A 22,176-nucleotide genomic window follows, 5' to 3' on the forward strand; every position below is an offset into this window, starting at 1 on the left:
GCCAGCGCCGGCGCCGGGCCGCCGGCCAATGACCCGGCCAGAGTCGCCAAGCCGAGATCAGCGGCAGCCAGAAATGGGCGCAACGGCGCAAACGACTCGGCATAGCTAGGAGTCTCGATCCCGCCGGGAAGGAGGGCATCAGGGGTAATCGCGCCGGCGATCGCCAATGTATACTGCACCGTATCACCGGCGCCACACCGGTTAAGCGCCCAACGCGGACCTGCCGGCGGCTGGGCCTGCGCCACCGGAGCCGAGGCAAGGAACATCAACGCTGTGAGTGCGAGCAACAGCCGGTTTAGCGTCATCGCATCACCTCTGCCAATCGTTGGTTCAGAGGCTTGAACCGGCCTGCGGTTGGCCGGGTTGCAACAATTGTACTATATGATTAGCCGCTGCGGCGACGGAGGTGTGAACCGGCCCAGACCAGTGCGAAGATCAGCGTGCTGGTGAGTACAATTGCGGCGCCTGACGCAATGCTGAGGTAATACGAAGCGTAGAGGCCGACGACGCCGGCCAGCATCGCCAACAGCGCCGCTGCGATCATCATCGTGTGCATGCGATGGGTGAAAAAGGCGGCGGAGGCCGGCGGCGTCACGAGGATGGCCAAGGTCAATGCGACACCAACGGTCTGAATCGCAACCACAATTGCGACCGCCAATATTGTCAAGATTAAGAAATCGAAGAATCGCACCGGCAAGCGTAACGTTGCCGCCAGCACCGGATCGAATGTAATGACCATCAGCTCTTTGTAGAAGAGCGCAATCGCGGCCAACACCACTGCGCCAAACACGGCGATCCGCCACAAATCGCTCTCGCGCACACCCAAAATATTCCCGAACAGAACATGCGACAGATCGACCGCCGAGTTGCGCACGGTTGAAATCAGGGCCACGCCGAGCGCAAACATTGCCGCAAAGACGATCCCGATCGCGGTGTCTTCGCGCATGCGGGTTGCCCGGCTTACCGCGCCAATCGAAAACGAGCTGACCAGCGCCGCGCCCAATGCCCACCAAAAGAGCGCGCCGCGATCAGTACCGTTGATCAGGTACCCCACCGCAATGCCGGGCAAGATCGTGTGGGCCAGCGCATCGCCTAAAAAGGCCATGCCGCGCAAGACCACATACACCCCGACCACGGCGCAAACAAGGCCGACCAGCAGCGCGGCGATCAAGCCGCGTTGCATAAAGGGGTAGGCCAGCGGAGCGGTAAGCAGATCGATCATAGGGCGCCATCCGGGGTTGGATTGCAGCAGGTGTCGGCGACGGTCAACAGGCCGTCGCCGCTGCTGAGTAGATGGAGATGGCCGCCATAAGTGGCGACCAGATTGGCGGCGGTAAAGGCTTCGCGGGCCGGCGCATACGCAATCAGCCGCCGGTTCAGCAGCATCACCCGGTCAAAGTAGCGGGCCGCTTGCTGCAAATCGTGCAACGCCGTCAAAATCGTGACCCCTTCGGCGCGCAACGCCGCCAGCGCCCGAAAGATTTCATCTTGGGAAGGAATATCCAGCCCCACCAACGGCTCATCCATTAACAACAGGCGCGCTTCTTGGGCCAGCGCCCGCGCCAAAAAGACCCGTTGCTGCTGTCCGCCCGATAATTGCCCGATTTGGCGATCGGCGAAAGCGGCTAACCCAACCCGTTCGAGCGCTCGCTGCGCCAATAACCGATCGTGGCGCGATGGCCGGCGCAAGAGACCGATGCGTCCCACCCGTCCCATCAAGACCACATCGCCGACCGAAACCGGAAAGCGCCAATCGATTTGCAACCGCTGTGGCACATACGCGATCGTATTCGGTTCGGCCTGCTCGGCGCCAAAGAAGCGAATCTCGCCAGAGGTCATCGGTTGCAGGCCGGCAATCGCTTTGAGCAGCGTGCTCTTGCCAGCGCCGTTGGGGCCAACAATCGCGATCTTTTCGCCGGCCTGAATATCGACCGAAACATCGCTCAGCGCCTCGGTTTGGCGGTAGCGTATCGTCAGATGGCGGATAGCCAGCGCCGGGACAGTGGTGGCAACCGTCGCCGGTGTGGTCAGTGTAGAAACGGTCATCGTCAGCCTCAGCCAGATCGTTGGAACGGGTGAGCATGAGTCAGCCGTTCCGCATGTGTTGCCCGCGCATCGCTACCATTGTAGCCGAGAAATCGCATTACCCGCGCAGTGCATCGACCATCTGCGTAACATTGTAGCGCATATAGTCGATGTACGTCGCCCCCGGCCCGTTCGCGTCAGTCAGCGACTCGGTCAGCACGCGCACAATCTTCGCCCCCGTATCGCGGGCAATCTGTTCGGCCAGTTGCTGGTTAGCAATGTCGCCAACGAAAATCGCAGTGACGCCATAATCGGCAATCAGGTCTTGCAGCGCTGCCAACTCTTGGGCCGAAGGCGCGGCGCTGGTGCTGACACCGGGAACGATTGCGCCGACTTGTCGCAACCCGTACCGGTCAGCCATGTAGCCAAAGATCATGTGATCCGACACGATCAGCCGGCGTTCGGCGGGAATAGCAGCGAACTGCTCGGCGATCCAGCGATCAAGCTCATCGAGCTGGCGCTGATACTCGGCGGCGCGCGTGGTGTAGGTGTTCGCTCCGGCTGGATCAAGCCGGCTCAGCGTTGACGCAATCACATCAACCCATGCTTTGACGTTGGCTGGATTAGTCCACGTGTGGCCGTCCACCTTATCGGCCTCGTGGCTATGCTCATCATCGTGCTTATGCTCATCGCTATGTTCATCGTGGGCATGGCCTCCCGCCTCTTCCTCGCTCAGGGTGCGTAAAGCGAGATTTTCTGACAACGACACCACTGGCGCCTGTGTGCCCGAACTGGCTATCAGGCGCTCGATAAATTCTTCATAGCCCGCGCCAACGATAAAGATGGCCTTAGCTGCATTCACCCGTGCTAGATCCTGCGGGCTTGGTTCGTAACTGTGCCCGTCAGCGCCAGTCGGCACGATCGTATCAACCCGTACCCGCTCACTACCGACTTGGCGCACAACATCAGCCACGATGCTGGTGCTGGCCATCACTACAATCGGTTCCGCCGCGGTGCCAGCAGGGGTGGCAGTAGGTTGGCTCGCCGGGGTCTGGCTGCATGCTGCGACCAGTAGCATCGCGATGGCGATAATGGTGATGTGGTGTATCCATTTCATGGTATCTTCTCCCATTAATGAAACATTGTTTCAATAGATTATGGCGCATGCATGGGGAATTGTCAAATGAGGTGTCATCCCGTAGCGACGGCTGGGTTTCTCCACGGGATGACGTTTTTAAATGCATTGTAGAGACGCACGGTTGTGCGTCTCTACGGGGATAACATATCGATTAAACCACCAGCGATTACCGCATGATCATCGGGATGTAGATCGTATATTGCGGTGCAGGCGTGGGCGTGACCGTCGGCGTGGCCGTTGCCGTGGCGGTCGGTGTCGCGGTGGGCGTGGCGGTTGGTGTTGCGATTGCCACTGGCACAAAGTTGGCCACTAACACCCGGTTGCCGGTCGCCACAAAGCTGTAGCTGGCCGTGGTCGCCACCACGCTCGCGCCTTCCGTCCAGTTGACGAAGGCGTAGCCACTAGCCGGCGTCGCGTTGACCATCACCACTGCGCCGTGCGGGTAGGCGCCGTCGCCGCTGGCCGTGCCGCCAACCGCTGGCTCTGCGCTGACCGTGATCTGGTAGGTTGGGCGGGCGTCTACGTGGATGGCGAGCGCATCGCGCGCGGCCAGTGTGTAGTTGACAATCTGCCCGCTCCCGTTCACTTCAATCAGCGCACTAGCCGGGGCCGGCGTGGTCGTTCCCGGCAGCACGCAGATCCCTCCCGCGAAGTCGTACTTGGTGATGTCGCAGTAGAACCCGGCTGGCAGGCTGGTCTGGTAGGTGGAGGTGGCTGCCGCCGTCGTGTTGTTGATAGCGACAAAGCCGCGGTTGCCGCGTCCGAAGGCGATATGGTTGCTCGGCGCGCCGCCAATGTTTTGCCAGTTGGTGATCGGCTGGCCGTGGGTGGTCTGGCGGAATTGCACCATGTTGGCAATGCCCGGATGCCGGTGTTCGCAGACCCACTTGCCGAGATCGGCGTTCGTGACTGGGTTGGGGTAGGTGCCTGAGCAGTTAGCCGGGTAGTCGTTCGCCGTCTGGCCCGGCCCGTAGACCGGGCGGGTATCGGCCCCTAACCCCGGCCCCCACGTGACGCCGCCGTTGTTGCTGCTCGGCGGGCCAAGGCTGTCGCCGGCGTTGCTGGCGGGGTTGGTTGTCCAGTAGTAGCTCGACATCACCGACGGATGGCCGTAGGGCTGGGCCAAGGTGAAGATGTTGGCCAGCAGGTGGGCACGCCCGTCGCGGTGATCGACCACGCACGCGCCGCCGGGGCCGTGGCCGCGTTGGTTGTCGTGGTTGTCAACGAAGATCTGGGCGAACCGTGACGGCAACAAGCCGCTGGTGAAGTTTTGCAGGTCGCTGAGCGAGCCGCCGCAGGTGAAGGCGTTGCCCATCACACTCACACTGTAGGCAAACTCGGTCACGTCGCCGTAGGGGGTGTATTCCCAGTCCCGGATGCGCTCGGCGGGATCCATATCGATCACTTCGCTGAAGATGTAAGGTTTCCCGCCGCCGGGCAGGGTGAGGCCGTCAAGGATGGCGCCGATCTCATGGGCGGCCATGTGCTTGGCGGCGTCGATGCGGAAGCCACGTACGCCGGCGTTGAGCAACGCTTGCAGGTAAGCGCGCAGTTTGCTTTGCACCGCTGGCTTGCCGGTGTTGAGGTCGGGCAAGCCGGCGAGTTGGCAACGTTGCACCTGATTGCGATCCCGGTAGTTGGTGATTAGACAATCGGGGTGGAAGTCGTCGGGCACGTATTGCGCGCCGTAGAACCGGCTGCCAGCCGGTTGCGAGCGGTATTGGCTGCCGGATGTGCCGGTGGGCGGACTGCCTACTTCGATGTCGGCCATGTGGTTGATCACCGCGTCAACGATCACCGCTACGCCGGCGCTGTTACAGGCATTCACCATCTGCTGGAACTCGGCCCACGTGCCGCTGCGGCTGGTGAAGCGGCTGGTGTCGTGCGTCACCGGCTGGTAGCGCGCCCACCACGGGAAGTCGTTGGCCGGGTTGCCGCCGAGATCGGCGGTGGGCACGATGTGCTCATTCGGTGGCGAGACTTGCACGCCAGTATAGCCCTTCTGGCCGAGGAACGAGCACTCTTGCGCGACATCAGCCCAGCGCCATTCAAACAAATGGACGAAGACGCCGCCGTTGGGTTCGCTGGCGCTGTCACCAGCCGGGATGATGGTGATCAGGCCGTCGCCTTGATCGTCGTCGCCGGTTGCCGAGATGTTGTAGCTGTCAACCTTCCACTTGCGCCCGGTTTCGCTGGTCTGCTGGCAGTAGGCGGTGAAACCGTACGTGCCCGGTGCGAGGCTCTCTAGCACGGCGCGCGGGATCGTCGCCCGATATTCGTCGTTGTTGCCGATGTCCCGGTTATAGACCATCGGCAGGTCGCTCCACGGCTGGCCGTAGCGGCCCCAATGCAAGAAGCACGCGATCCCGGCGCCTTGGCCGGCTCCCGGCGTCACTCCCGCTTCGTAGACTTGCACAAAGACATCGAAGCCGGCAGGCGCGAAGCTGCCTTCGTTGATGGCATGGGCCACCCCGCCGCGCGGGAACATCAGCCCCACCCAGTCAATTGTGCTGGGCGGTTCGAGGGCTTGGGTCGAGACGAAGACCACCGTGGTGCGCGGCGGGATGGTGAAGGTGTCGGTGGCGTCGTTGAAGCTAGCCGTCGCAATCACCGGATCGTCATCGACGCCGTTGGTGTGCAATGGGTGCAGGGTGAAGCCATTGGCGTTGGGGATAGTGATCGTCTGGGTGATCGTGTTGGCGTTGAAGAAGACGAGAATGTTTTCCCAGTTCGGGTCGAGATCGGGCGTAACTTCGTCCGATAACCGCATCACAATCAGCGCATCGCGGCTATTGTCGGTGTTGTAGTGGCTGACGCGGGCATTGATCGCCGCTTCGGTAGTGAGGCGGAAGAGCGGCGAACTCATGCGCAGGCGCAGCGTCTCGCGCATGTGAGCGGCGGCGAAGTTCATGTCGGCAGGGGCGGGATCAAGTGCGGTGTTGTTCAGCAACGGCGTCATGATCCCCCAGCGCGAGTTGTTGTCCCACGCCGGTGGCAGGCCGCGGCCAAAGTTGTTGGCGCTGCGATCCCAATACACCCGGTTGAACCAGTCGCCTGAGTCGTAGCTGTTGCGGTCGAGCGATTTCGAGCGCAGGATGTCTTGGCCCATGTGGAAGAAGGGGATGCCTTGCGCTAGCCCGATCAGACTCACCCCCATGTTTTGGCTGCGCACGCGGTTGGCCATTGAGGTCACAGCAATGCCGCTGCCGCCGATCCACCCCGGATTGCCGCTGCTGTTGCCGTTGGGCAGCTTGAAGACGTTTTGGTCAAACAAGGTCTCGTTGTCGTGTTTTTCGACGTAGTTGATCGCCTCTTGCGGATCGTCGGTGAACGGGTTGCCCTGCCCATTCCAATCGGTACCGCTGCCGCGCAACGCCGAGCGCAGCGTATCCATCACTACGTGCAAATCGCTCTGGAAGCGATTGGGGTAGCCGTAGCCGTTCCAGTCGTAGCTGAGGCCATTGATGAACCCTTGCCGGCGAATGCCAACTGTGTCGGTGCTGTAACCGCCATGGGCCGCGTCCCGGATGACGTCGTTGAACAGGCCGATCCCGCTGCCGGTCATGTTATGTTTGTGGGCATAGCAGTGCGGGCAGGCGGTCAAGCCCTTGTCGCGGGCCGAGCCGAAATCCCAGCCTTCGCCATAGAGGTAGATCGCGCTGCCATCAACTCCATTGGCGCTGGGAGTGAGCGCCTGCAGCGCCGCCCGCACATTGAGCATATTCTGGCGGGTGTGCAGGTTCATCAGGTCAAAGCGGAAGCCATCGATCTTATACGCCGTCGCGAAGCGCACGATCGTATCGATCATGAGCTTCTCCATCATCGCGTACTCGGTCGCGGTGTCGGCGCAGCACGACGATTGGTAGAGATTGCCGGCGGCGTCGTAGCGGTAGTAGTAGCCGGGAACGATTCGATCCAGCACTGATTTGTCATCTTGCCCGCTGGCCGCGGTGTGGTTGTAGACTACATCCATCACCACGCGCAACCCATTTTGGTTGAGCGCTTGCACCATCTCGCGGAACTCAAGAATGCGCGCGACGCCATCGGGGTTGGTGCTGTACGAGCCTTCCGGCACGCCGTAGTGGTAGGGATCGTATCCCCAGTTGAAGCTGTCGGTCTGGCGGGCCGCGCCGACCGCCGCTTGCGGGTCGGTTGAGGCGCGATCGGTAGCGGGGTTGAACGAGATGGCCGGTTCCGCGCGATCGGCGGGATTCTCGATCACCGAGGCGATGTCAAATGCCGGCAGGAGGTGGATATGCGTCAACCCAGCCTGCCGCAGTTGCAGCAGATGGTTCATGCCATCTGAGAGGTTGGTGTTCGGGTGCGGGCCGCTTCCATCGTAGGTAAAAGCGCGATACGTGCCGCGATCCGCCGCTGCCACCGTGCTATCGTTGGCGCTGAAGTCGCGGATATGCACCTCGTAGATCACGATATCTTCGGGGTTGGTCAGCGCCGGCTTGCTCAACGTATCCCATCCTACCGGCTTCAAATCGGCGTCATCGAGATTGACGAACTGGCTGCGCACATCACCAGTGGCAGCGCCGTCTTGCGACAGGCTCACCGTATAAGGGTCGGTGACGAGATTGGTGACGACGGCATCGAGCTCCGGCACATACACCTCAACCGCAAACAGGTAAAACTGGCGATCCCACGTCGCGTCGCCGGTAACGCTCCACACCCCGCTTGCCGGGTCGAGCGTCATCGGGTGATCGGTGTAGGCCGTGGTGCTGGAAGTAGTGAAGCGGCGGAGAGTCACCGTTTTCGCCGTCGGCGCCCACAACCGCACCGTAGGCACGCCGCCGCTATAGCTAACACCGAGGGTTTGCGCAGTCGCATTCGCTGCGTACAGATCATCGAGCACTCCCTGAATCTGCACTCGCGTGGCGTCGATCCGGCTACCACTGCCGTTGTATGCCGCCACCACCAGTTGGCCGCGCAGCAAGTGGCGGGCACCGGCGGCGCTCAAGCCGGTCAACAGCCGGGTCAGACCATTCGCGTTAGGGTTCTTGACAAAACCGCTCACCGTACCGCTAGCGGTCAACGGTACATAACACGGCGCTGCCGGGGCTGGGAAGCTGCAGGTGGTCGCCTCGGCAGCGGTGGTCAAGCCGCCGTCGGGGTCATAGAGCAGGCGGAAGCTTGCCGCCGGGCCGCCATTCCACGCAATCGTGTTCAGATCAAGCCACAGCGCGCGGGCTTGGGCAGGAGTAATGGCGCTCGTGCCGCTGCTGACGGTATAGCTATAGTTGCTGCCGCCGTTGGTGTCGGCGTTGATCGTCATCAAATCGGCGTCAGCGCCGGCAATTGCGCTCACATTGCCCGAACTAAAGACGTAATAGCTAACCGTCGTGCCGGCAGTTTGCGAGGGGATGGTGGCGCTGAACGAGGCGCCGCTGCCAGCCATCTTGACCACCGTCGAACCCGCCCAATTGCCGTTGACAGCATAGCGCAGCCAGAGCGCCTGCCCAGTGGGAGGGGTGACGTTGGTGGTGGCAGTGACCGTCACCGCTTGCCCGGCGGATGGTGCAGACAGACTGCGGCTCACACCGGTGATAGTGGCTGGTGGGGCGCTGAATTGGAATACCACCCCGCGCCCGCCGCCATCCCACTTGAAGACATAATAGCTGCCAGCGACATGATTGAAGCGCAGATTGCGCTCGCCGCCGCCGTCAGTGCTGAGGCCGGTAAAAATTTGGCCAAACGTCACGTTGTTTGGCGCATCTTTACCGAACCATTGATTGGTTTGCTTAAAGAACTTGAATTCGCTGTTGGGGTCGCTAACATTGTTGACTTGGCCGCTGGTGTAGATAAATGTTCCACCCAGACTGGCTGACATCGTCCACGGCGTACTACCCCAATTGTTGAGACTGCCGCGCACCTCTTCGCCGGCGGCGGCAACAGGCAGGGGCAACATGAGGGCAATCAGGCCGGAGACGATCGTGAGGGCGAGGAGCAGACGCAGGCTACGATGATGCACGGCACAACCTCGTTGTCTAGCTTGAGAGAATGGCGCGACCTCGTTGGCGCGTATGACCGGTGACTAGGGTTGGGCCGATTATATCACAGATTGGTTGTTTATGCAATAGTATTGTTGACAACGATGCATGTCCCCCTGTAGAGCCGCACGGCAGTGCGGCTCCCGGCAATGCGGTAATCGCCCGATGGTGCAGGGCGTTGGCCGGCGTTTGGTGATCGTCCATCCCCCTGTAGAGCCGCACGGCAGTGCGGTTCCCGGCAATGCGGTAATCGCCCGATGGTGCAGGGCGTTGGCCGGCGGTGCGGCTCTACCCACCTCGTGATCTGTTACAATAATCGCATTCACCCGCCATCTCTAAAGATCACACCTATGCACACCTTTCACCCGCAAACCCCCGACTGGGAACCGCGCGTGCGCGCGAGCTTCGCCCGCCAAGGCCTGATGAGTTCGCTCCATGCCATGATCGAGCACATGCGTCCGGGAGAGTTGGCGATAACAATACCTGCCGATCCGGCTTACAGCCAGCAGCACGGCTACATCCACGGCGGGGTGATTGCCAGCATTCTCGATAGCGCCTGCGGTTATGCGGCGCTGACGCTCATGCCTGCCGATCGCGAAGTGTTGACGGTCGAATTCAAGATCAACTTTCTGAGACCGGCCCGCGGCAGCCGTTTTGTGGCCATTGGGCGGGTGGTGCGAACGGGCCGCACGGTGACGGTGTGCAGTGGCGAGGCGATGGCGATTGATGGCGACCGGCGCTCGACCATTGCGCTCATGCAGGCGACGATGTTTGCCGTGCCGGCAACGCCGGGATCATAAGCACTTCTCCATCACGTTTAGGTGCGGATAGCGTATGGTGCAGATGTGGTTGAAGGCTTTGCGATGCTTCGATTCATCCTTACCCCTAGCTCCGCTCCCACTGGCACGAGCGAGGGGGTTCTGTTGGATAGCCCACACACAAACTAGTGTTGTGCGTTGTCCGTCTTGTTGTTGCGCTTGCTGGCTATCCGGCAGCACCCGGCCCTGAAAGGTCGGGCAGGGGTACGAAGCCCGCTGCACGGGCTGCTGACCTTCACCTCAAGGTCGGACAGACCATCTGACCCAGCACCCGGCTCTTCAGGGCCGGGCTAGGGGTACGAAGCCCGCTGCGCGGGCTGATGCCCCCACCCCTTGACCCTCCCCTAGGGGGGAGGGGTGATGGGAAGTGCAGCACGGGGCTTTACGGCATCGCACAGTGATCAACGGTTGTATTCGGCCAAACGTTCTGTCCACTCCTCAACTGGCGTGGGAGAGGGGAGCGTAGAGCCGAGCGTTGAGGCATCTCACCGCGATCAATGGTTTTGCTCGACCAAATACTTTGTCCGCCCCGCAACTCCTCACGAGCGGGCTGGCTGCTGCACCCGCGCGGGCGCGTTCGTGATGGGCGCTATGACTGTTTCCCCCACTGGCATTCCTCCGTATTTTTCGCAGGGTGTAAGGCTCAATTGTGAATGATAATCCCCATTAGTAATCTTTTTAATAACAATATACGAAATGAGATAAAGAGGAGTCTATGCCTGTCTACATTCGCGACCGTCCGCCAGTGTTGCGCTTGGTGATAACGTTTGCGGCCACTAGCTACCTTTAGAGGTAGCTAGACACTCTCGGTTCGATTCGTCATAACCTCGCTTGAATTGCGGCGACCAAGTTCAAGGAGAACAAACGTGAACACGCTTTCCCCCAACACCATCTCCAACCCGATCCTCGATTTCTTCGCCTTTGTGCGCCGGCCCGATGCGGCGCATATCGTTGCCGCGCGGAAGGCGAAACTGCGCATCATCTTGAGCCTGCTGGGGTTGAGTATTCTGCTTGCGTTTGCCGGTAATCTGGTTTCGGCGTCGATCGAGACGTTTATTCCGATGGAAACCGAACACCTGATGGAGGGTAATAATGAAGAACTCTTGCGGTTTATGGCCATTGCCGGCATTCCTATCATCCCCTTCTTTGAAGAGGTGATGTTCCGGCTCTGGCTGGCTCCCAATCTGCTCTTTTTCTTTATCTCATTCAGTTTGGTGACGATCCAGTTTGCGCCGATGCCGTTTCTTGACTTGCTGCGCGCAGCTGGGTTAGAGGTCCTTGCGCCGGCGGTGAAAATCGGTTTCTATCTCGCGTTTGGCGGCCTGATCGTGCTCTGGTTCTGGTGGTGCGACCGGCGCGGGCAGCGGTACGCCGATTTCTTTCACCGCTACGTGGCGGTGTACTACTACGTTTCGGTGATTGTCTTTGGCCTGCTGCACCTGACCAACTACACCGCAGTGGAGGTTTGGTGGTATGCGCCGTTGTTGGTCTTGCCGCAACTCATCGGCGGCTTCATCTACGGTTATGTCCGGATCCGGCTCGGGTTCTGGTATGCCGTCCTGCTCCACATAGCGGATAACCTGCGCTTTACGTTGGGTGATGTGATGAATATGCTGTTCGGCCTGCTTGGCGGGGTGGTCTGGCTGGCGGTGCTCGTTCTTTCTTCGCTGGCGATCGTGGTGGTGACGTTTAAGCAGAGTCTAGTTTTAGGCGAAAAAACGTCGCTGCAAGCGTGATGCGCATCGCCAAGCCGGCTGAACATATCAAACGGTTCCCCCGTACAGGGGGAACCGTTTGGGTATCATCCTAGGTTCGGCGCCGGTTATGGCAGGGTCTCGTTGACATACCCCTGCAACTGAGGATGCAAGGACGGATCGCGTAACTTGCGCAGCGCCTCGTGCTCTAATTGGCGCACCCGTTCGCGGGTGAGGCGCAGGCGCTGGCCAATCTGTTCGAGAGTATGCATCGGTTCGCCGTCGAGGCCATAGCGCAGGCGCAAAATGTTGCGCTCACGCGGCGAGAGCTGGCTCAGCGCGGCTTGCACATCGGCCTGCAACATGCTCTCGCTCACCTCTTCAAAGGGGGTGGGTTGGAGCGGATCGGTCAAGATTTCGGCGAGCGCGCCGCCGCCGTCTTCCGTATGCGCTTCATCAAGCGACGCCGGCTTCATCCCAGCCTGCTCGGCCCGTTCGACCTGTCCGATGGTCAGGCCAGCAGCATTGGCCAGCTCTTCCAAGGTCGGTTCGCGGTCGAGCTGCTGGGCCAATTCTTGCCGCAGCCGCGACAGCCGGCTCAGCCGTTCCCCCAAATGCACCGGCAAGCGCACGGTGCGACTGTGGTCGGCGATCGCCCGCCCGATGCTCTGCCGGATCCAGTAGGTCGCATAGGTCGAGAACTTCAGACCGCGGCTGGCGTCAAATTTATCGACCGCGCGCATGAGGCCGACACTGCCTTCTTGAATCAGATCGAGCAAGGCCAGACCGTGGCCCTGATAGCGGCGGGCAATGCTCACTACTAGTCGCAGGTTGGAGTTAATGAGTTGGGCGCGAGCTTGCTCGCTGGCGGCAACCTGCGCTGCAAGCCGCTGCTTTTCGGCAAGCGGGAGCAATGGCTCATTGGCTAGCCGCTCGGCGGCGCGCCGGCCCTGCGCTATTGCGTTGGCCAGTTGCTGTTCTTGCTCGAAGCTCAATAGCGGCTCAGCGCCGATCTCGTTCAGATACAGCACAATCGGATCCGATGCGCTGCGACCAATCGTGGTTGGGTTGCTCATTGTGCCTCCTTGTGCGCCGGTGAAACCGTCCGGCGCGTGCGATGTGAACCGCCGAGTTTCATAGATGTAGGCGCAGGTGGTTGCCTCTGCGGTTTCCCGCGGTCACGTAAGCGTGGGCCGCGGAGGGTGCGGCGGGTGGGTGGTGCCGCGCTCTCTTGGGGCAGGCAGGTGGTGTGATGGGTAAGGGTGAAGATGCTAAACTGCCCACCGGTTCCTAGTATCGGCGGGCAGCTTAAAGAGAAGGTTAAAGAAAAATGAGAGGCGGATGAGTATTTGCGGCGCTGCTCTGGCAGTCCTAGCGCAGAGGGGGTGTATCAATGACCTGCCCTCTGCGCGCTTCAAGGGCAGACAGAACATACGAGCGTAGATGTGGTTGAAGGCTTTGCGATGTGCCGGTGTGCCCTCACCCCCGGCCCCTCTCCCACTGGCGCGGGAGAGGGGAGCGCAGGACTAAGCGTTGCGGCATTGCCAGCGATCAACGGGTGTGATTGACCACATGTTCTGTTCGCCCCGCAACCCCACTGGGTTCAAGGGCGGACAGAACATCTTGTCTAACACCCGGCCCTGAAGGGCCGGGCTAGGCTTACGAAGCCCGCTGCGCGGGCTGCTGTCCCTCACCCCCGGCCCCTCTCCCACTGGCGCGGGAGAGGGAAGGGTCGAGCTACGTTTTGAGGCATTGCACAGCGATCAACAGTTGCGCTCGCTCAAACGTCCTGCTAGCCCCTCAACTCTGCGACCCCTGTGCCCTCTGCGGTAAGGTACGCCTACCGCTCACTCATCGCCAGTTCGCGCCGTTTCTTCTCGCGGCGGCGGTCGTCGGCGCTGAGCAGCTTCTTACGAATGCGCCAACCCTTGGGTGTCACCTCGACCAGCTCGTCGTCGCCGATATACTCAATCGCGTCGTCAAGCGAGAGCTGGCGCGGCGCATCGAGCCGCACCGTTTCGGCGCCACGGTTGTTGCGCATATTGGTGAGGTGCTTCTCTTTGCAGACGTTCACCTCAAGGTCGTTGTCGCGAATGTGCTGGCCGACCACCATGCCTTCGTAGACCTCTTGGCCGGGAGTGATGAAGAAGACGCCGCGGTCTTGCAAGGCGTGAATGGCATACGTGGTGGCAACGCCGCTTTCGGCAGCGATCAGGCTGCCGTTAGCCCGCACCTCGATCTCGCCCGCGTATGGCTCGTAGCCGAAGAAGATACTGTTCATGATCCCAGTGCCGCGGGTGGCAGTAAGGAAGAGCTGGCGGAAGCCGAGCAGGCCGCGCGTCGGCACAAGATAGACATAATGAACCGAGCCGTCTTCGCTGATGCGCATATCGCGCATCTGGCCTTGCCGCTTGCCAAGAAGTTCAACCACCACTCCTTGATACTCGCTCGCCACCTCAATCTCGACCAGCTCCATCGGTTCGAGCCGGGCGCCATCGGGGGCTTCGCGGAAGATCACTTCCGGCTTCGAGACCTGAAACTCATAACCCTCGCGGCGCATGGTCTCGATCAGAATGCCGAGATGCAACTCGCCGCGCCCGGCGACGATAAACACATCGGGGCTATCGGTCTCTTCCACCCGCAACGCCACGTCGCGCTCCATCTCTTGGAACAGGCGCTCGCGCAGTTTGCGCGAGGTGACGTAGGTGCCCTCGCGCCCGGCGAAGGGGCTGGTGTTGACGCCAAAGGTCATGCGGACAGTCGGCTCTTCGACCTTAATCGGCGGCAACGCTTCGGGGGCGAGCGCGTCGGCGATGGTGTCGCCGATGGCGGCGTCGGGGATGCCGGCAATCGCGATAATATCGCCAGCCTGCGCCTGCTCGACCTCTTGCCGTTCTAGCCCGTTGTACACAAAAATCTGGCTGACTTTGGCCGGCGTGATCGCGCCGTCGCGCGCGATCCGCACCAACGGCTGCCCTTTGCGGATCGTGCCGCGCACCAGCCGTCCGGTGAGAATCTTGCCTTTATACTCGTCGTAGGCGCTGGTGGTGACGAGGAACTGCACCGGCCCCTCGACATCAACCGTGGGTGGCGGAATGCGGTCGAGAATGCACTCGAAGAGTGGTTCGAGCGAGTCGTGCAGCTTGAGCGGCGAACGCCCGGCGTGGCCGAGCAGAGCATTGGTGAAGATAGTGGCGAACTCGGCCTGCTCGTCGCTTGCGCCGAGATCGACAAACAGGTCAAAGGTCGCATTGACAACGTGGTTGGGGCGGGCTTGCGGACGGTCGATCTTGTTGACGACCACGATTGCCTGATGGCCGGCCTGCAACGCTTTGCGCAACACGAACTTGGTTTGCGGCATCGGGCCATCGACGGCGTCAACCAGCAGTAACACGCCATCAACCATGTTCATTACCCGCTCAACCTCGCCGCCGAAGTCGGCGTGGCCAGGGGTATCGACGATATTAATCTTGACGCCGCGGTAGGTGACGGCGGTATTCTTGGCGAGAATGGTAATTCCTCGTTCGCGTTCGAGAGCGTTGCTATCGAGCACGCGCTCTTCCACTTGCTGGTTTTGGCGGAAGATGCGGCTCTGCTTGAGCATTGCGTCAACGAGCGTCGTTTTGCCGTGGTCAACGTGAGCGATAATCGCGATGTTTCGCAGGTCGGTGCGCTGGATCATACCTTTTCCGTAACGTGGGCCGCTGCGCGGCGTGAAAAACGCTCAGGCCGAACCTGAGCGCGACGATGCCACTTCTATTATAGCATGGTTGCAGGGCTGGAATGCCTCAGCAAATACTTGGTATAATACCGGCATCAACGCTCTTTCAGTCTTATAAGGAGACGAGATCGTGACTACCGGCCGCCGTCGCGCTGTGTTATTCGCGACTTGCATTGTTGATCAGCTCTACCCGACCGTCGGTTTGGCTGCGGCCGAGCTGTTGGAACAACAAGGCGTGACCGTTGAGGTGCCGCCTGATCTGTTATGTTGCGGCCAGATGGCGTTCAACGCTGGCTTTCGCGATGACGCTTACGCGGTGGCCGGGCGCACGCTGGAGGTGTTGCGCGGCAAGGGCGATGTGGTGATGCCGTCGGGATCGTGCGCAGCGATGATCCGCCACCTCTACCACGAGTTGTTTGCGCACACGCCATTTGCCGGTATGGCTGCTGACCTAGCCCATCGCACCTACGAACTCAGCGAGTATCTGGTCGATGTGTTAGGCGTGACCGACGTCGGTGCGCAGTTCAATGGCCGCATCACCTATCACGACGCCTGCCACGGCCTGCGGTTTCTCGGCCTCGGCGCGCAAGCGCGCGCGTTGCTGGGCCGGGTGCGGGGGGCGGAGGTGGCGCCGTCGCCGGGGTGCGAACAGTGTTGCGGGTTCGGTGGCTTGTTTGCGGTCAAGCAGCATACCATCTCGACCGCAATGCTCGACCGCAAGATCGAGGCGATTGCCTCCACGAACGCTGATCTGGTCGTGACCGGCGATGTGTCTTGTATGACCCAAATCGCCGGCGGATTGTCGCGCCGCAACCTGCCAACCCGCGCCCGCCATTTGGCCGAGGTGTTGGCGAATATGGTGGATGCGCGATAAATCCGGTTTCCGGGGGAACGCCCCCGGTCTATCGCCTGATAAATCAATCATTATGGATTGTTCTATCACCTAGAAATCACCGCCATGCCGCAAACCATCGCCTTTTTCGACCGCGTTGACCACGCCCTGCACGATTCGTCGTTGCAGACGGCGCTGCACCGGGCAACGACGCGCTTCATCGGCAACCGGGCTGGCGCGATCGGCGCGCTGAGCGATGCTGACCGGTTGCGCGATCAAGCCCGCGCCATCCGTGCCCACGCGCTGGCTCATCTTGATGAGCTGTTGCCGCAGTTAGCCGCCAATGTCGAAGCGCGCGGCGGCCATGTGTGCTGGGCCAGCGATGGCGAAGAAGCCCGTCGCTATATCATCGAACTGGCCCGCGCGCGCGGGGTGCGCAGCATTGTCAAATCGAAGTCGATGGCCTCGGAAGAGATCCATCTCAACGAGGCGCTCGAAGAATCCGGCTTCGAGGTGGTCGAGACTGATCTCGGCGAGTATATTATCCAGCTTGCCGGTGAAACGCCGTCGCACATCATCGCTCCCGCCATCCACAAAACCCGTGAGCAGGTGAGCGAGCTGTTCCAACAGCACCTCGGCATGCCGCCGACCACCGAAGTGCCGCCGATGATCCGCACGGCCCGGCAGGCGCTGCGCCAACGCTTCTTGCAGGCCGATATGGGCATTAGCGGGGTCAATTTTGGTGTGGCCGACAGCGGCGCAATCGTGATTGTCGAGAACGAGGGCAATGCGCGTCTCTCGACCACAGTGCCGCGCATCCACGTGGCAATTATGGGGATCGAGCGGATTGTGGCCCGCCTTGCCGATCTGGGTGTGATGCTGCAAGTGCTGGCCCGTTCAGCCACCGGCCAGAAACTGAGCGTCTACACCAGCCTGATCAGCGGCCCGGCCCGCCCCGGCGAAGAAGACGGCCCCGAAGAGTTTCACCTGATCTTGCTCGACAATGGCCGGTCACGGATTTTAGGCGGCCATTACGCCGAGTCACTGCTCTGCATTCGCTGTGGCGCCTGCCTCAACGCCTGCCCGGTCTATCAGGCGATTGGCGGTCACGCCTACGGCGGCGTCTACTCCGGCCCGATCGGCGCTGTGCTCACTCCGCTGCTGCAACCTGATCTACCCGACGCTTACCTGTTGCCGCAAGCCAGCTCGCTCTGCGGTGCCTGCCAAGAGGTCTGCCCGGTGCGGATCGCCATTCCTGACATGCTGCTGCGCCACCGGGCCGATGCGGTGAAGGCCGGCAAGTTTCATCCGGTCGAGAAGGCGGCGATTGCTAGTTATACCCTGACGATGACCCACCCGGCGATCTACAATGCCGGCGGCAAGGCTGGCCGGTTCTTCAGCCGCATTCTGGCCCGCAAGGGTCGCTTCCGCCGCTTGCCGCCGCCGCTACACTTGTGGACGAAACAGCGCGATTTTCCGGCCTTGCCGCCGAAATCGTTCCGTGAAATGTGGGCCGAACGGAAGAAACAATGCTAATCGTCATCGTAGTGTAAGGACAGGTTTGTAACCTGCCTCTTTTAGCGGATATGCGTATCACCATCCACGCCGAACTACCAGACACTCATGATGCGCTGGCGTTGATCGAAGAACTGGAAGCCGAACTGGCCCCGCTCTACCCGCCGGAAAGCCAGCACGGCTATAGTGTCGAGAAACTTATTGCGCAAGGCGTCGCCTTTTTCGTCGTGCGGGTGAACGGCGAGGCCGCCGGTTGCGGTGGCATCCAACTGTACCCTGACTATGGCGAATTGAAGCGGATGTATGTGCGGCCAGCGTTTCGCGGGATGGGGCTGGCCCAACGGTTGATCGACCATCTGGCCGCGTATGCGCTGGCGCGCGAGTGCCGGCTGCTGCGGCTCGAAACCGGTACATTGCAGCATGCGGCGATCCGCTGCTATGAAAAAGCCGGTTTTTATCAGATCGGCCCGTTCGGTGAGTATCCCAATGATCCGTTGTCGTTATTCTACGAACGGCGACTGTGAGGAGAGTCGCAGAGGGGGCCAAGACGCAGAGGATGATACCCGCCAAGGCGCAAAGGACGCAAAGAACGATAAACGCAAAGGCGCAAGGATCGCAAAGGGCGCAGAGGTTTTTGGTTGTTTTCAGTAGTAGGTTTTTGCCAGCCCTTTATCGTTCTACGTGCCGGGTTGCTTTGGGTTTACCCGAGTAGCGTTATGACCGAATTCATGTTCATAAGGCGCAGAGGGGGGCAAAGGGGGAGAGGATGATACCCGCCAAGGTGCAAAGGATATAAACGCAAAGACGCAAAGGTTTTTGGTATTCTCATTAGCATACTCTTGACACCCTTTATATCTCTGCGCACGTTGCGACTTTTTGATAGGAGATGTTATGAGCCGTGAACAGATTCTCGCTAATCTCCGTACCAGCCTTAACGCCAACCGGCCATGGTTGCAGGCCGAGGCGGAACGGATGTCGCACGAAGCGCCGCCGTTCGTGTTGCCGGCCCAAGATGATGTGGTTGGTCAATTCGTCGCTGAGCTGGCGAAGCTGGAGGGCAAAGCCTATCGGGTGGCAAGCGCCGATGATGCGCTGGCGATTATTGACCGTCTGATCGAAGAGACGCACGCCACCAGCGTCATCGGGTGGGATCTCGACCAGATTGGCTTGCCCGGTTTGCCGGAATTGCTGGCTGCCCGCGGGATTACGCCGGCGCAAGCCGATGTGCGTGGGGAAGGGCGCAAGGCGCGGCTGCAGGAACTGGAACCGATTCCGATCTGTTTGTCAGGTGCTGAGCTGGCGATTGCCGAGAGCGGTACGCTGCTCTTGCGCCATGGCCCCGGCAAGCCGCGCATTGCTTCATTGCTAGCGCCGTGCCACATTGCGGTGATCTTCCAACACCAACTGGTGCGCGGCCTCGGCGAGGCGCTGGCGCTGCTGGCCCAACGCTACGGTGATGAGATCTTCGGCCCGACCAGCAACCTCACCTTCATCACCGGCCCGTCGCGCACTGCTGACATCGAGATGACCCTCTCGCTCGGCATTCATGGCCCACCGCAGATTCACGTGATTGTGGTCGAGGGGTAGGGCTGCGGCGTGGGCAATGATGCTGAGGACGCAGATGAACCGCAAACCACCGATTTTTGTCACCCGCCGGCTGCCCGACCCAGCGATGGCGATCCTCGCTGAGCATTGCACGGTTTCGCTGTGGGATAACGCCGAGACTCCTATCCCGCGCGATGAGCTGTTGCGCGGCGTGGCCGAGGCGGAAGGGTTGCTCTGCCTGATTACCGACCGTATCGACGCCGAGGTGATCGCCGCCGCGCCGCGGCTGCGCGCCGTGTCGATCATGGCGGTCGGCTACGACAATATTGACCGCGAAGCGCTGGCGGCGCGCGGAATTACCCTTACCAATACGCCCGATGTGCTGACCGAGACCACCGCTGATCTGGCGTGGGCCTTGCTTTTGGCCGCTGCCCGCCGGGTGGTGGAGGGCCACAAGCTGATCGAACGCGGTGGGTGGGGGCCGTGGCACCCGTTGCAGATGGTTGGGCAAGATATCTACGGTCGCGTGCTGGGGGTGGTTGGCGCAGGCCGGATCGGGCAAGCGGTCTTGCGCCGGGGCCGTGGTTTTGGTATGCGGCTGCTTTACCACAACCGCCGGCCTAATCCCGAACTTGAAGCCGAGTTGGGGGCCGGCTATCGATCACTTAACGATCTGCTCGCCGAGAGTGATGCGGTGGTGGTGACCGCCCCCCTCACCGCCGAGACCCGCGGCATGTTTGGTGCGGCCCAGTTTGCCTTGATGAAACCTACCAGTATCTTCGTTAACGTTGCTCGTGGGCCGCTGGTGCGCGAAGACGAACTAGTCGCAGCGCTCAGCGCCGGTCGTCCGTGGGCCGCCGGCCTCGATGTCTTCGAGCGCGAGCCGATTGGGCCGGATCACCCGCTGCTTGCCTTGCCGAACGTGGTGCTCACCCCGCACATTGGCAGCGCCAGTGTCGCTACCCGCGTGCGCATGGCGACTCTCGCCGCCGAGAATCTGGTGGCGGTGTTGAGCGGCAAACCGACGCCGCATGTGGTGAGGTAGCCTCTGTCTATCCTAGAATGGCACTGGTTCGGTTATGATGATCAAAAGCACCAACAAGCAAAAGAAGCCACCAGCTAAGATGAGACCTACTAACTGCATGATTAACATTGCCGTCAGGCATCACTTCCCCTCTGGCGCCCGTCCGATTCTTGCTTGCACATTGCGCGCTTCGTTCCAGAAGACGATATTCGCAATCAGACCGGGAATATACAGCACAAAATAGAGAACGAGCGTTAAGATGGCCTTCGAGGTAAAACTCTCTTCTTTGATAATGTAGACCGGCGGCGGTTGGGGAGGACGGTAGGGGGAGTTGGGATCATACATCTTGCATCTCCTCTCAGTGGTAAATATGGCTGCGACGAGGGCAGATACGTAATGAGTTGCTAGGATTAGAGTGTTTAACTTCACAATAAAAGCATACCTCTTTGAGACTTAATAATATCTAATCAATTTCCTCTTGTCAATCGTTGCGATGATGCAAAAAAGTTTAGCCTGACGTATAATCTTTACAGTCATGAATACCTTGCAGGATTCGTTGCTTTCTGGCGGATTTGGCGGAATGTTACGTTTCCCTCGTGATTGTCATTGGGTGACGATGGGATGATGAGGCGCCGTTCTGCGGTATTGCTGGCGGTTGTTCTCGCGGGGGTTGTGATGATCTGTGGCATCGGCAGTCTTGCCGTGCTGTTGGCCAATCCCTTCTTTAGCCCGGATCGGCTGACCGAGGCCACCCAACTCTCGCCGGAGCAAGCGGCGCAGTGCCGCCACACGCTCGGTCTGTGGCCCGCTACGCCGGTGACGTTTGAGTATTATGCCTACCGCGACGGCTTTCTTGACGATCAACTCACTTGCCGGTTCCGCGCAGCGCAGAACGAACTGGCTGAGCTGTTCGATCCGGCTTTAGTAGATGTGCAATACACTGGCGCGCAGCCGATCCGTCCGGGTGAGCATCTGCGCCTGCGGATCGAGCAGGTTGACGCCGAGACCATTCTCGTCACTGGTGAGTGGTACACAATGTGATGATGATTATGCTCATTCTGCGTTCTCTACGGTGCAACCCTTCGCCCAACGCGCCATTTCCGGTAAGTATAGAAATAACATAATGTTGCCTATGCAGATCGAACGCTATGCCCCAACTCGACGGCATTCTTGAGCGGATTACCTATCAGAGCGAGAGTACCGGCTATACGGTTGCGCAATTGCGCCCCGCTGGCAAACGCGATACCGTCACGATTGTCGGCCAACTGCTCGGCGTGCAACCCGGCGAACAACTCATCCTCGAAGGTGAGTGGCGTGACCATCCGACCCATGGCCGCCAATTCAGCGTGCAACGCTACCACACCCGCCTGCCCGCCACCATCGACGGCATTCGCCGCTATCTCGGCAGCGGTCTGATCAAAGGGGTTGGCCCGGTCACCGCCAAACGGATCACTGAAACCTTTGGCAAATATACGCTCGACGTGCTCGACCGCGAGCCGGAGCGGCTGCGCGAGGTGCCGGGGTTAGGGCGCAAGAAGGCTGAACTGATCGCCGCGGCGTGGCGAGAGCAGCAGCGGATCAAAGACTTGATGCTGTTGTTGCAAGACCTCGGCCTGCCAACCGGGGTCGCGGTGCGCATCTACAAACATTACGGCGACGATGCATTGGGGGTGGTGCAGCACGAACCGTACCGGCTCGCCGATGAGGTGGATGGGGTGGGGTTTCGCACCGCCGACGCGATTGCCGCCGGTCTCGGCATTGCCCGCGACGACCCGCGCCGGATCGCCGCCGGGGTGCGGTTCGCGCTCGGCCAAGCGTCGGATGACGGTCATTGCTATCTGCCGTGGCGCGAGTTGATCGAACGCGCC

General features: G+C 60.7%; 16 protein-coding genes and 1 pseudogene. 9 read left to right on the plus strand and 8 right to left on the minus strand.

The features are described from left to right. From U9R81_RS04300 to pulA, 5 genes and pseudogenes are all read right to left on the minus strand, one after another. Window positions 1-305 (minus strand): annotated as a pseudogene (locus U9R81_RS04300) (capsule biosynthesis protein); the annotation flags it as partial. Between the two features lie 80 nt (window positions 306-385). Beyond that, the gene (locus U9R81_RS04305; RefSeq protein WP_322494286.1) at window positions 386-1,222 is read right to left on the minus strand and encodes a metal ABC transporter permease; all 837 of its coding nucleotides are present in this window, start codon (window positions 1,220-1,222) and stop codon (window positions 386-388) included. Beyond that, window positions 1,219-2,046: a metal ABC transporter ATP-binding protein gene (locus U9R81_RS04310; protein ID WP_322494287.1), complete on the minus strand. Its 828-nt coding sequence runs from the start codon at window positions 2,044-2,046 to the stop codon at window positions 1,219-1,221. The genes U9R81_RS04305 and U9R81_RS04310 overlap by 4 nt, the downstream gene beginning before the upstream one ends. 97 nt (window positions 2,047-2,143) lie before the next feature. Then, entirely contained in the window at window positions 2,144-3,142 is a 999-nt protein-coding gene (locus tag U9R81_RS04315) for a metal ABC transporter substrate-binding protein (RefSeq protein ID WP_322494288.1), read from the minus strand. 187 nt (window positions 3,143-3,329) lie between these two features. Beyond that, window positions 3,330-9,140 (minus strand): pullulanase-type alpha-1,6-glucosidase, encoded by a 5,811-nt coding sequence (gene pulA, locus U9R81_RS04320; RefSeq protein WP_322494289.1) that lies wholly within the window; start codon window positions 9,138-9,140, stop codon window positions 3,330-3,332. Window positions 9,141-9,509: 369 nt separating this feature from the next. Between pulA and U9R81_RS04325 the strand changes: the two genes are divergently transcribed. Both U9R81_RS04325 and U9R81_RS04330 read left to right on the plus strand, forming a co-directional pair. Further along, window positions 9,510-9,959: a PaaI family thioesterase gene (locus U9R81_RS04325; RefSeq protein ID WP_322494290.1), complete on the plus strand. Its 450-nt coding sequence runs from the start codon at window positions 9,510-9,512 to the stop codon at window positions 9,957-9,959. Between the two features lie 884 nt (window positions 9,960-10,843). After that, on the plus strand, window positions 10,844-11,713 hold the full coding sequence (locus tag U9R81_RS04330) for a type II CAAX prenyl endopeptidase Rce1 family protein (RefSeq protein WP_322494291.1): 870 nt from the start codon (window positions 10,844-10,846) through the stop codon (window positions 11,711-11,713). Window positions 11,714-11,799: 86 nt separating this feature from the next. Here U9R81_RS04330 and U9R81_RS04335 read toward each other — a convergent pair whose 3' ends face one another. Then, entirely contained in the window at window positions 11,800-12,747 is a 948-nt protein-coding gene (locus tag U9R81_RS04335; RefSeq protein ID WP_322494292.1) for a sigma-70 family RNA polymerase sigma factor, read from the minus strand. A 764-nt stretch (window positions 12,748-13,511) separates the two neighbouring features. Further along, window positions 13,512-15,353 (minus strand): translational GTPase TypA, encoded by a 1,842-nt coding sequence (typA, locus tag U9R81_RS04340; RefSeq protein WP_322494293.1) that lies wholly within the window; start codon window positions 15,351-15,353, stop codon window positions 13,512-13,514. 169 nt (window positions 15,354-15,522) lie between these two features. On the opposite strand from typA, the gene U9R81_RS04345 reads away from it, so the two are divergent. The 5 genes from U9R81_RS04345 to U9R81_RS04365 all read left to right on the plus strand — a co-directional run bounded on the left by U9R81_RS04345 (window position 15,523) and on the right by U9R81_RS04365 (window position 20,329). Beyond that, entirely contained in the window at window positions 15,523-16,266 is a 744-nt protein-coding gene (locus U9R81_RS04345) for a (Fe-S)-binding protein (protein ID WP_322494294.1), read from the plus strand. An 84-nt stretch (window positions 16,267-16,350) separates the two neighbouring features. Next, window positions 16,351-17,760, plus strand: coding sequence for a LutB/LldF family L-lactate oxidation iron-sulfur protein (locus U9R81_RS04350; protein WP_322494295.1), 1,410 nt, complete (start codon window positions 16,351-16,353; stop codon window positions 17,758-17,760). Between the two features lie 50 nt (window positions 17,761-17,810). After that, on the plus strand, window positions 17,811-18,263 hold the full coding sequence (locus tag U9R81_RS04355; protein WP_322494296.1) for a GNAT family N-acetyltransferase: 453 nt from the start codon (window positions 17,811-17,813) through the stop codon (window positions 18,261-18,263). Window positions 18,264-18,630: 367 nt separating this feature from the next. Beyond that, window positions 18,631-19,326: a lactate utilization protein gene (locus U9R81_RS04360; RefSeq protein WP_322494297.1), complete on the plus strand. Its 696-nt coding sequence runs from the start codon at window positions 18,631-18,633 to the stop codon at window positions 19,324-19,326. A 34-nt stretch (window positions 19,327-19,360) separates the two neighbouring features. Beyond that, complete coding sequence (locus tag U9R81_RS04365; RefSeq protein WP_322494298.1) at window positions 19,361-20,329, plus strand: D-glycerate dehydrogenase; 969 nt, start codon at window positions 19,361-19,363, stop codon at window positions 20,327-20,329. 120 nt (window positions 20,330-20,449) lie between these two features. Here U9R81_RS04365 and U9R81_RS04370 read toward each other — a convergent pair whose 3' ends face one another. After that, window positions 20,450-20,653, minus strand: a complete 204-nt coding sequence (locus tag U9R81_RS04370) for a hypothetical protein (RefSeq protein WP_322494299.1) — start codon at window positions 20,651-20,653, stop codon at window positions 20,450-20,452. Between the two features lie 279 nt (window positions 20,654-20,932). On the opposite strand from U9R81_RS04370, the gene U9R81_RS04375 reads away from it, so the two are divergent. Both U9R81_RS04375 and U9R81_RS04380 read left to right on the plus strand, forming a co-directional pair. Beyond that, a complete protein-coding gene (locus tag U9R81_RS04375) occupies window positions 20,933-21,349 on the plus strand; it encodes a hypothetical protein (protein WP_322494300.1) in 417 nt (138 codons plus the stop codon). A 107-nt stretch (window positions 21,350-21,456) separates the two neighbouring features. Continuing rightward, window positions 21,457-22,176: ATP-dependent RecD-like DNA helicase (locus U9R81_RS04380; RefSeq protein WP_322494301.1), on the plus strand; the 720-nt coding region annotated here is incomplete at its 3' end.

This window comes from Chloroflexus sp., assembly GCF_034435895.1.
Taxonomy (GTDB): domain Bacteria; phylum Chloroflexota; class Chloroflexia; order Chloroflexales; family Chloroflexaceae; genus Chloroflexus.

Excerpts from the sequence above, each read along its gene's own strand:
- U9R81_RS04305 (WP_322494286.1), bottom strand. The coding sequence starts at position 1,222 with ATGATCGATCTGCTTACCGCTCCGCTGGCCTACCCCTTTATGCAACGC.
- U9R81_RS04310 (WP_322494287.1), bottom strand. The coding sequence starts at position 2,046 with ATGACCGTTTCTACACTGACCACACCGGCGACGGTTGCCACCACTGTC.
- U9R81_RS04315 (WP_322494288.1), bottom strand. The coding sequence starts at position 3,142 with ATGAAATGGATACACCACATCACCATTATCGCCATCGCGATGCTACTG.
- U9R81_RS04325 (WP_322494290.1), top strand. The coding sequence starts at position 9,510 with ATGCACACCTTTCACCCGCAAACCCCCGACTGGGAACCGCGCGTGCGC.
- U9R81_RS04335 (WP_322494292.1), bottom strand. The coding sequence starts at position 12,747 with ATGAGCAACCCAACCACGATTGGTCGCAGCGCATCGGATCCGATTGTG.
- typA (WP_322494293.1), bottom strand. The coding sequence starts at position 15,353 with ATGATCCAGCGCACCGACCTGCGAAACATCGCGATTATCGCTCACGTT.
- U9R81_RS04350 (WP_322494295.1), top strand. The coding sequence starts at position 16,351 with ATGCCGCAAACCATCGCCTTTTTCGACCGCGTTGACCACGCCCTGCAC.
- U9R81_RS04355 (WP_322494296.1), top strand. The coding sequence starts at position 17,811 with ATGCGTATCACCATCCACGCCGAACTACCAGACACTCATGATGCGCTG.
- U9R81_RS04360 (WP_322494297.1), top strand. The coding sequence starts at position 18,631 with ATGAGCCGTGAACAGATTCTCGCTAATCTCCGTACCAGCCTTAACGCC.
- U9R81_RS04365 (WP_322494298.1), top strand. The coding sequence starts at position 19,361 with ATGAACCGCAAACCACCGATTTTTGTCACCCGCCGGCTGCCCGACCCA.
- U9R81_RS04370 (WP_322494299.1), bottom strand. The coding sequence starts at position 20,653 with ATGTATGATCCCAACTCCCCCTACCGTCCTCCCCAACCGCCGCCGGTC.
- U9R81_RS04375 (WP_322494300.1), top strand. The coding sequence starts at position 20,933 with ATGAGGCGCCGTTCTGCGGTATTGCTGGCGGTTGTTCTCGCGGGGGTT.